Raw genomic sequence first — 9,809 nt, 5'->3', positions numbered from 1 at the left:
CTCCTCGGTGGGGTGGGGCTGCGTCGGCGTGGCTCCTCGGTGGGGTGGGGCTGCGCTGCCGTGACTCCTCGGTGGGGTGGGGCTGCGTCGGCGTGGCTCCTCGGTGGGGTGGGGCTGCGTCGGCGTGGCTCCTGGCCGGGTCGGCCTCCGAAAGGCCTCGACCGGGCGAGGCCCAGCGTCGCGACCGGGCCTGCGGGGTGCGGGGAGGGCTTCCTGCCCCCCGAGCGGTGAGTTCTCCACCGAATCGGTATGTCTGCCCACCCGGGCGGTGCGTTCTCCACCTTCTCAGCGCTGAGAAGGTGGAGAAGTCACCGCTCGGCGGGGCAAAGGGTGGAGAAGTCACCGCTCGGGGGGGCATCGGTGGCTCAGCAACCGCAGAATCACTCCAGACGTTGACGATCCACCGATGAGGGCGGCACCACCGTTGCATCGGTGGCTCAGCAACCGCAGGAACCCGCCAGAGGTTGACGATCCACCGATGGGGCGGCCCCACGAGTGCATCGGTGGCTCAGCAACCGCAGAACCACTCCAGATGTTGACGATCCACCGATGGGGGCAGCCGGAGGGCTCGGCCGCCCCGGACGCCACCGCCCCGTCGAGGCCTTTCGAGAACGCCCCCACGACGAGCCGTGTCGACGCAGCCGCAGGTCCGTGCGCAGTCGAGCGACGAGAGCCAGCCGCGGGTCGCTCACGCCGCCTGGACGTCAGCCCCCGCCGTAGACCTGGACCTCAGCCCCCGCCACAGGCCTGGACGTCAGCCGCGCGCCGACCACCACGCGCGCAGCGCCTCGGCAGCCAGGTCCTCACCGAGCGGTCCACGGTCCATCCGCAGGTCGAGCAGGAACCGGTACGCCTCGCCGATCTCGCGACCGGGCCCGATGCCGAGGATCTCCATGATCTGGTTGCCGTCGAGGTCGGGGCGGATCGCGTCGAGCTCCTCCTGGGCGGCCAGGACCTCGATGCGGCGCTCCAGGTCGTCGTAGGTGCGCTGCAGACGCTGCGCCTTGCGCCGGTTGCGGGTGGTGCAGTCGGCGCGGGTGAGGATGTGCAGCCGCTCCAGCTGGTCGCCCGCGTCGCGCACGTAGCGACGGACGGCCGCGTCGGTCCACTCCCCCGAGCCGTAGCCGTGGAAGCGCAGGTGCAGCTCCACGAGCAGGCTGACCTGGTCGATCTGGTCGTTGCTGAATCGGAGCGCCTTCATCCGCTTGCGCGTCATCTTGGCGCCCACCACGTCGTGGTGGTGGAACGTCACCGTGCCGTCGTCGACGAAGCGACGGGTGCGGGGCTTGCCGATGTCGTGCACGAGCGCGGCGAACCGGACCACGAAGTCGGGACGGTGGTCGAGCCGGTGCTCCAGCTCGACCGCCTGCTCCAGCACGGTGAGCGAGTGCTCGTAGACGTCCTTGTGACGGTGGTGCTCGTCGGCGGTCAGCCGCAACGCCGGCAGCTCGGGCAGCACGTGCTCGGCCAGGCCGGTGTCGACGAGGAGCCGGAGCCCGGCCACCGGGTCGCCACCGCACACCAGCTTCACGAGCTCGTCGCGCACCCGCTCGGCCGACACGATCTCGATCCGGTCGGCCATGGCGGTCATGGCCGACACCGTGGCGTCGTCGGCCCCGAAGCCCAGCTGGGAGGCGAACCGGGCCGCGCGCATCATCCGCAGCGGGTCGTCGCTGAAGGACTGCTCCGGGGTCACGGGCGTGCGCAGCAGCCCGGCCGCGAGGTCGGCGAGGCCCCCGAACTCGTCGACGAACTGCGCCGACGGGAGCCGCACGGCGAGCGCGTTGACCGTGAAGTCGCGGCGCGACAGGTCTCCCTCGAGCCGGTCCCCGAAGGCCACCTGCGGCTTGCGCGACGACACGTCGTAGGCGTCGGCCCGGTACGTCGTGATCTCGATCTGGTCGCCACCCTTGCGCAGGCCGAGCGTCCCGAACTCGCGGCCGACGTCCCACACGGCGTCGGCCCAGCCGGCCACGATGCGCTCCACGTCGTCGGGGCGCGCCGAGGTGGTCAGGTCCAGGTCGTTGACCGCGCGGCCGAGCAGGGCGTCGCGGACGGGTCCGCCGACGAGGGCGAGCTCGTGCCCGGCGGCCTCGAACAGGGCGCCCAGGTCGGCGAGCACGGGGTGCTCGTCCAGCACCGCGGCCACGGCCGCGCGCACGGCGGGGTCGTCGGTCGTCGGCTGAGGGTCGGGCACGGGGGGAGAGTCTAGTGTCCGGGCACCGGTGCCGGGGTGCGTGGTGGGCGCGGCACTGCCGACGTGCCGCGTCCCCGGGGCGCACAGGTGCGGCCACTACGATGGGCCGGGTGACGAACCCGGGCCGACGTCTGCGTCCGGGCCCGCGCTCCCTCCACCGCTGGGTCGCCGCCGTCCTCGCGGCCGTGGTCGGCTGGGGTGCGGCCCTCGTCGGCGCGCCGGCCGCCCAGGCCGCCATCGACCCCGACGTCTCGATCCGCATCACCGGCGTGAGCCCCACCGAGCTGCGCGACGGAGCCACGGTGACCCTGAGCGGACTCGTCACGAACTCCGGTGACGAGCGCTGGACGAAGGCGCAGGCCTACCTGGTGATCGCGCCCGCGCCGTTCACGACCCGGCAGCAGGTCACCGACGCCGTGGAGAGCGAGGCCACCTACACCGGCCAGCGCGTCGTGGAGCTCGACGCGATCGACGAGGTGGGCACCCTCGAGCCGGGCTCGACCCGGCCGTTCCGCGTCCAGGTGCCCTACGAGGACCTGAGGATCAACGGCGCCGAGGGCGTCTACCCGGTCGGCGTGCAGGTGTTGGCGACCGGTGAGGACGGCACCCGCGACACCAACGCCATCGCGCGTGCCACCACGTTCCTTCCGCGCATCGACGACACCTCGCCCCGCGTGCCGGGTGGTCTCGTGTGGCCGTTCGTCATGCCGGACCGGATCGGCCCCGACGGCACCTACCTCGACGCACCCGACCTGGCCGAGCGCGTCTCGCCCGGGGGCCAGCTGCGCAACCTGCTCGACCGGGCTCGGCAGGCCCCAGGCCCGGGCACCACCATCGTGCTCGACCCGGCCCTGCTCGTCGGGCTCGACGACCTCGCCGAGGGCCGCCGACTGCCGGAGGGCGTGCAGGTCACCGCCGTCCAGCGCGCGGCTGCGCGCACCTTCCTGACGGACCTGACCGAGCTCTCCCGCCGGGTCACCACCTGGTCCCTGGACTACGCCCGCCCCGACGTGCTGGCCATCAGCACGTCCGACGACGCCGCCCAGCTCGCCGCCACCGTCGACCGCGCCACGTCCGGCACCCTGGCCCGGTTCCAGCTCACCGGGCGACGGGTCACCTGGCCCACCCGCACCGGTGTCACGTCGCGCCTGCTCAGCGAGGTGCGTGACGGCGGCGAACGGCCGGTGGTGGTCACCCGCGACGCCGTGCCCGACTGGGAGCCGCGCCTGGGCTCCATCGTCACCCGCCGCACCGACGAGGGACCGGTCCCGCTGTTCGTCAACGCCGGGCTCGACGTCGGCGTGCCCGGGTCCAAGACCGTCGCGACCCTGCGCCAGCGTTTGGTGAGCGAGGCCGCGTTCGCCTCGCTCGAACGGCGTGGCGACCGGCAGTCCAAGGCCGACGCCTTCGTCCTCATCGACCCCACCTGGAACCCCGGCGGCACCGAGGCGGGCTCGTTCTCGGGCGCCTTCACGCCCGACTTCGTCACGCCGAGCGACCTGGAGGACCTGCTCTCGACCGGCCGCGCGTCGTACACGGGGTCCGTCCCGCGCACCTCCGACGCCACGCCCCTGCGTGGGCGACAGCTGCGTGCCGTCGAGGACCTCGTGCGTGCTGCGTCGGTCGTCGCCGACCTGGTGGTGGACGCCGACGACGTCACGGCGCGCACCGACCGCACCGTCGCCGAGCTACTCTCGGTGGCGTGGCGCCGCGACCGCGACACGGGTGCGGAGGCCGCCGTCGACCAGCTGCGGCGCACCCGTGCCGCGCTCGACGGGCTGCAGGTCGAGGGACCGCCGGCGATCACGCTGTCGAGCTCGCAGGGCACCTTCCCGCTCACCGTGAGCAACGACACCGACGACCCCGTCCGCGTCGGGGTGCGGATCAACACGAGCAACCCCGCGCTCACGGTGCCCGACGTCGAGCCCGTCGAGGTCGAGGCCGGTGAGCGGCGCACGCTCACCGTCACCGTCGACGTCGGCGAGCAGACGTCGTCGACCTTCACGGCGCAGCTCATCACCAGCGGCGGCACCCCGGTCGGCCAGGCCGACTCCTTCAACGTGCGCTCCAGCCGGGTCGGCATCGCACTGTGGGCCCTGATGGGGGCGGCGGGCCTGTTCGTGCTGTTCGCGCTCGGCCGCCGGTTCCTGCGCGGTCGCGGCCGTGGGGACGCACTCGACCGGGGCGAGCCCGATGAGTGAGCCCCCGCGCCCCCACGACGGTGACGAGCCCGGCGAGGCCGAGCCGGCCGACGCGCTGGCGCACGAGGCCGCAGCCCCCGAGGCACCGTTGCCTCCCGAGCATCCCTCCGGCGAGGACTCACCCGCCCAGTCGGACGTCGCGCGGGCGAGCGCGTGGATGGCGCTCGGCACGATCGTCTCGCGCTTCACCGGCCTGGGTCGCAGCTTCCTGCTGGCCTTCACCATCGGTGCGGCGCTGAACGGCGACCTCTTCGAGATCGCCAACACCGTCCCGAACGCCCTCTACATCCTGCTGGCCGGCGGCGTGTTCAACGTCGTGCTCGTCCCCCAGCTCGTGCGCGCCATGCGCTCCGACGCCGACGGCGGCGACGCCTACGCCAACCGCATCCTCACCCTCGGGCTGCTGGTGCTCGGGGTCGCGACCCTCGCGCTCGTCGCACTCGCCCCGCTCATCATGCGGGTCGTGTTCGACGCCGAGCTGTTCGAGCCCGAGCTGGCCGCGCAGCGGGAGTCGGCGCAGCTGCTCATGTACCTGTGCATGCCGCAGGTCTTCTTCTACGGCGCGTTCGTGCTGGTGGGCCAGATCCTCAATGCTCGCCGCCGGTTCGGGCCGATGATGTGGGCGCCGATCGTCAACAACGTCGTGGCCATGCTGTCGCTCGGCGTGTTCCTGGTCGTCCACGGCCATGCCGCGGGCAGCGGCGGCTTCACGACGAACGAGGCGGTCCTGCTGGGCCTGGGCGCCACGGCCGGCATCGTCGCGCAGTTCCTCGCACTGCTGCCCTCGCTGCGTGCCGCCGGGTTCCGGTTCTCGCCGCGGTTCGACTTCCGCGGCGTCGGGCTGGGTCACACCCTGCGGCTCGGGCTGTGGACGCTCGGCTTCATCGCCGCCAACCAGGTGGCCTACATCGTCGTCCAGCGGCTCGGCTCGAAGGGCACGCTGACCGGAGCCAGCCAGGGCGCCGACGGCGCAGGGGCCAACGTGTACGCCCTCGGCTACCTCGTGAGCCAGATGCCGCACGGCGTCATCACCGTCTCGCTGGTGACCGCGATCATCCCCACGATCTCCGCCCTGGCCCAGGACCACCGGTACGACCGGATGGTGCTCGAGCTGCAGCGCACCGCGCGCATCACCTTGGCCGTGATCGCCCCGCTGGCCGCCGCCCTGGCGTGCCTGGGCGTCCCCGCCGCGGCCGTGCTCGGCTTCGCGCCCACGCTGCGGGTCAGCGCACCGGCCATCGGCGCCACCATGGCCGCGTTCGCCCTCGCGCTGCTGTTCTTCACGATCCACTACATGGTGCTGCGCGGCTTCTACGCCGACGAGGACACGCGCACCCCGTTCCTCGTCCAGGTCGTGATCGCCGCCGTCAACGTCGCCGCGGCCATCGGCTTCACGCGGGGGGCCGAGCCCGACGAGTTCGCGCCCCGGCTCGCCCTCGCGTTCGGCGTCGCCTACGCCGTGGGGACCGTGCTGTCGACGACGCTGCTGTCGCGTCGGCTGGGTGGCGGCCTGGTCGATGCCGAGACCCGCCGCTTCCTGCTCAAGCTCGTGGTCGCGTGCGGGGTCGCCGCCGCGCTCATGCTCGGCGCCACCGCCGCGCTCGACTCCGTCGGCGTGCCGCGGGACACCCCCGAGGGCGGACTCGTCGTGCTCGCGGTGGGCGGTGCGCTGGGTGGCCTGGGCTACCTCGCCGCGGCCCGCGTGGTGAGGATGCGCGAGCTGTCGCACCTCGTCGGGTCGCTCCTGCGTCGCTAGGTGCGACCCCCCGGCCCGTGACCGCGGCGGTCCGGTCGTCCGTGGCTCCCGTCAGAGCCCGGCCTTCTCGTAGATCTCCTCGATGGCGTCGAGGTAGGCGCCCTGGTCGGTGTCGGCCAGCTCGACGTACGCCTGCCGGGCCTGCGCGTCCACCTCCTCGGCCACCTGCTCGTAGCGGGCGTTCCACTGCTCGGCCTCGATCTGCCAGTACCCGCAGGTGTAGAAGTCCGCCTGCGGCCAGCCGAGGTCGCGCCGGAGCCGACGTCGCGCCCCGCGGCTGGCCCTGGCCTCGCCGGCGAGCCACACGTACCGGCTGGCCGGGACGTCGGCGCTCACCTCGCCCCCGCGGGGCAGGTCCCGCTCGGTGACGGCCGCCTCGAGGGCGCCGCAGATGTCGGTCTCTCGGTCCACGACCACCCAGCGGACGTCGACGTCGGCCGGGCTGGGCAGGGCGATGCGGTCGCGCTCGTCGGTGAGGACCACGACGGCCTCGACCTGCTGCCCCGGCCGCAGCCCACGCAGGATGCGGGCCAGCGCCGGAAGACCGGTGATGTCGGCGACGAGCAGCTGCCAGGCCGTGTCGTCGGGGGCGGCGTACAGGCCGTGCGGCTCCATGAGGCCCACCCGGTCGCCGGTGACGCAGCTGCGCGCCCAGTCCGAGCCGACGCCGCGCTCGTGCACGGCGATGTCGATGTCGATCTCCGGTGCTCCGTCGACCACCCGGTGGTCGGAGATCGTGTAGACGCGCGCGGCCGGCTCGACCGCGCCCTCGGGCAGGCTCATGACCCAGTTCTCGTCGTACTGGGGGATCGCGAGCTCGGCGCCCTCGGGGGCGATGAGCAGCCGCACGTACTCGTCCGGGACTCCCGTCGAGACGAAGGTGTCCGGTCGCAGCGTCACGGTGACCAGGTGCGCCGACAGCCGCACCTTCCGGACGACGGTGGCGGTGCAGATCGCCGGTGCGGCGGTGGGCATGGTTCCTCCGAGAGCTGGGGAGCGGTGCGTGGCCGCGAGCGCCGCGCACGGGGCGCCCGACGGGCTTGCTTAGGTTAGCCTAACTGATTCTGCGGCCGTGCTCGACGCTGGTAGTTTCGGCCGGGTGAGCCCCGCATCCGTGACCGTCCGCACGATCACCCGCGAGGAGCACCTCGACTTCGTCGCGAGCCGCCCCTCCGTCTCCTTCCTGCAGACCCCCGCGTGGGCGCAGGTCAAGGCCGAGTGGGGTGCGGAGTCCGTCGGCTGGGTCGACGCGTCCGGTGCCGTCGTCGGCGCCGCGCTCGTGCTCTACCGCCAGGTCCCGAAGGTCAAGCGCTTCCTCGCCTACCTGCCCGAGGGGCCCGTGCTGCCGTGGCTCGAGGCCGGTGACGACCTGGGCGCTTGGCTCGCACCGCTCGCGGCACACCTCAAGGCCAAGAAGGCCTTCGGCATCCGGATGGGCCCGCCCGTCGTCACCCGACGCTGGCACGCCGCCACCGTCAAGGCGGCGGTGGCCGACTCCGCCCTCGGCACGCTCGGCGAGGTCCCGGCCGACGTCAACGACGCCGATGCGCTGGCCGTCGCCGACCGGCTGAGCGACCTCGGCTGGCGACGGCTCGCCACGGAGGGCGGGTTCAGCGCGGGCCAGCCGCAGTACAACTTCTGGCTCCCGCTCGCCGACGCCGACGGCACCGCACTCACCGAGGACCAGGTGCTGGCGGGGATGAACCAGCTGTGGCGCCGCAACATCCGCAAGGCGGCGAAGGCCGGCGTGGAGGTCACGCTCGGCTCGCGCGACGACGTCGAGGCGTTCCACCGCGTCTACACCGAGACGGCGGAGCGCGACCACTTCACGCCCCGCCCCCTCGGCTACTTCCTGACGATGTGGGACGCGCTGAACGCCGAGGACCCCGACCGGATGCGGCTGTACCTGGCGCACCACGAGGGCGACCTGGTGGCGGCCACGACGCTCGTCCGCGTCGGCACGCACGCCTGGTACTCCTACGGCGCGTCCACGTCGGCCAAGCGCGAGGTGCGCGGCTCGAACGCCGTCCAGTGGCAGATGATGCGCGACTCCCTGGCCGCCGGCGCCACCGTCTACGACCTGCGCGGCATCACCGACACCCTCGACCCCGACGACCCGCACGTCGGCCTCATCCAGTTCAAGGTCGGCACGGGCGGCCAGGCGGTGGAGTACCTCGGCGAGTGGGACCTTCCCCTCAACCGCCCCCTCTACGCCGCCTTCACGGCTTACATGAGGAGACGAGGATGACGTGGGAGCGTCGCCCGTCGGGGTCACGCAGGACGTGCACCCAGGCAGCGACGTTCGCACGTCAGCCGAGCGACGAATGCGCGACGCAGTCGCGACATGAGGAGACGAGGATGAAGCGCGCCGTCCAGGTGAGCCGCGTTTCGAGGGGTTCCCGACGTTTCTCGTCGCGGGAATCGTCGGAAACCCTTCACAACGCCACAGGGGGGAGAGAACGATGACGTTCGAGCTGCACGTGGACGCCGAGCGGTGGCGTCGGCACCTGACGGCCACCGCCGCGCGGCTGCCCGGGCTGGTCCCGGTGATCAAGGGCAACGGGTACGGGTTCGGCCGCGAACGACTGGCGGCGGAGAGCACCGCGCTGGGTGCCGACACCGTGGCGGTCGGCGTGTACGCCGAGGTGCCCGAGGCGCTGGCGACCTTCTGCGGCGACGTGATGGTGCTCGGACCGTGGCGTCCGTTCCTGGACGGCTCGGCCGTGGAGCAGGCGCTCGCCGACCCGCGCGTCGTGCACACAATCGGTCGCGTCGAGGACGTGACCGCCCTGGCACGGGTGCGACCGGGGGCCCGGGTCGTCGTCGAGGGCGAGACCTCGATGGCCCGCCACGGGCTCGACCGGCACGAGCTGGCCGCGGCGGTCGCCGCCCTCGGCGAGCTGCAGGTCGAGGGCTTCGCCGCCCACCTGCCGATGACCGGCAGCAACCTCGCCGAGGCCGAGTCGTGGGCCGCCGCCCTGGAGGCCTCGCAGCTCGAGACCTCCACGTTCTTCGTGTCGCACCTCGGTCCGAGCGAGCTCGACCAGCTGCGCGAGCGGCGCCCCGGCCTCACGGTGCGGCCCCGCGTGGGCACGTCGCTGTGGCTCGGCGACCTCGGAGCGCTCGACGTGCGTGCCCGGGTGCTCGACGTCCACCGCGTCTCGCGCGGAGAGCGCGTCGGGTACCGCCAGCGCCCCATGCCGCGCGACGGCTACCTGCTGGTGATCTCCGGCGGCACGAGCCACGGCGTCGGCCTCGAGGCGCCCCGCGCGGGCGTGGGCGTGGTCCAGCGGGGCAAGACGTTCGCCAAGGGCAGCCTCGAGGCGGCCGGGCTGGCGTTGAGCCCCTTCACCGTCGACGGCCGGCAGCGCTGGTTCGCCGAGCCGCCGCACATGCACGCCTCGCAGGTGCTGCTGCCCGCCTCAGCCGCGACACCCGCCGTGGGCGACGCCGTGTCGTGCGCGGTGCGGTACACGACGGCCACGTTCGACCGCGTCGTGCTGGACTGACGGTCCGCCCCGATCGGCCGGCTGCGTCGGCCTGGCCGGGTCCTGCCCTGCGGGTGAGTCGGCCCGGTCGGGTCCTGCCCTGCGGGTGAGTCGGCCTGGTCGGGTCCTGCCCTGCGGCTGCGCCGGCCTGGTCGGGTCCTGCCCTG

6 protein-coding genes are annotated in these 9,809 nt (G+C 73.3%); 4 read left to right on the top strand and 2 right to left on the bottom strand.

Annotated features, from left to right (window positions below):
- Positions 1–754 precede the first annotated feature (754 nt).
- Entirely contained in the window at positions 755–2,161 is a 1,407-nt protein-coding gene (locus RQG84_RS18035; RefSeq protein WP_396135358.1) for a CCA tRNA nucleotidyltransferase, read from the bottom strand.
- A 146-nt stretch (positions 2,162–2,307) separates the two neighbouring features.
- Here RQG84_RS18035 and RQG84_RS18030 point away from each other — a divergent pair, with 146 nt between their 5' ends.
- Positions 2,308–4,398 carry a DUF6049 family protein gene (locus RQG84_RS18030; protein ID WP_311211177.1) on the top strand — a complete coding sequence of 697 codons (2,091 nt, stop codon included), beginning with the start codon at positions 2,308–2,310 and terminating at the stop codon, positions 4,396–4,398.
- Positions 4,391–6,154: a murein biosynthesis integral membrane protein MurJ gene (gene murJ, locus RQG84_RS18025; protein ID WP_311211176.1), complete on the top strand. Its 1,764-nt coding sequence runs from the start codon at positions 4,391–4,393 to the stop codon at positions 6,152–6,154. Before RQG84_RS18030 ends, murJ begins: the two co-directional genes overlap by 8 nt.
- 51 nt (positions 6,155–6,205) lie before the next feature.
- Here murJ and RQG84_RS18020 read toward each other — a convergent pair whose 3' ends face one another.
- Positions 6,206–7,129: a siderophore-interacting protein gene (locus tag RQG84_RS18020; RefSeq protein WP_311211175.1), complete on the bottom strand. Its 924-nt coding sequence runs from the start codon at positions 7,127–7,129 to the stop codon at positions 6,206–6,208.
- A gap of 124 nt (positions 7,130–7,253) precedes the next feature.
- On the opposite strand from RQG84_RS18020, the gene RQG84_RS18015 reads away from it, so the two are divergent.
- Both RQG84_RS18015 and RQG84_RS18010 read left to right on the top strand, forming a co-directional pair.
- Positions 7,254–8,402: a peptidoglycan bridge formation glycyltransferase FemA/FemB family protein gene (locus tag RQG84_RS18015; RefSeq protein WP_311211174.1), complete on the top strand. Its 1,149-nt coding sequence runs from the start codon at positions 7,254–7,256 to the stop codon at positions 8,400–8,402.
- 214 nt (positions 8,403–8,616) lie between these two features.
- Positions 8,617–9,663: an alanine racemase gene (locus tag RQG84_RS18010; protein ID WP_311211173.1), complete on the top strand. Its 1,047-nt coding sequence runs from the start codon at positions 8,617–8,619 to the stop codon at positions 9,661–9,663.
- The last annotated feature ends 146 nt before the right edge of the window (positions 9,664–9,809 follow it).

It is taken from the genome of Aeromicrobium sp. WCS2018Hpa-31 (assembly GCF_031843905.1).
Lineage (GTDB): Bacteria > Actinomycetota > Actinomycetes > Propionibacteriales > Nocardioidaceae > Aeromicrobium.
This window is presented reverse-complemented; position numbering and strand designations above follow the sequence as displayed.

What these genes read in the sequence shown, in the direction of transcription:
- murJ (WP_311211176.1), top strand. Translation starts at nt 4,391, where the DNA reads ATGAGTGAGCCCCCGCGCCCCCACGACGGTGACGAGCCCGGCGAGGCC.
- RQG84_RS18020 (WP_311211175.1), bottom strand. Translation starts at nt 7,129, where the DNA reads ATGCCCACCGCCGCACCGGCGATCTGCACCGCCACCGTCGTCCGGAAG.
- RQG84_RS18010 (WP_311211173.1), top strand. Translation starts at nt 8,617, where the DNA reads ATGACGTTCGAGCTGCACGTGGACGCCGAGCGGTGGCGTCGGCACCTG.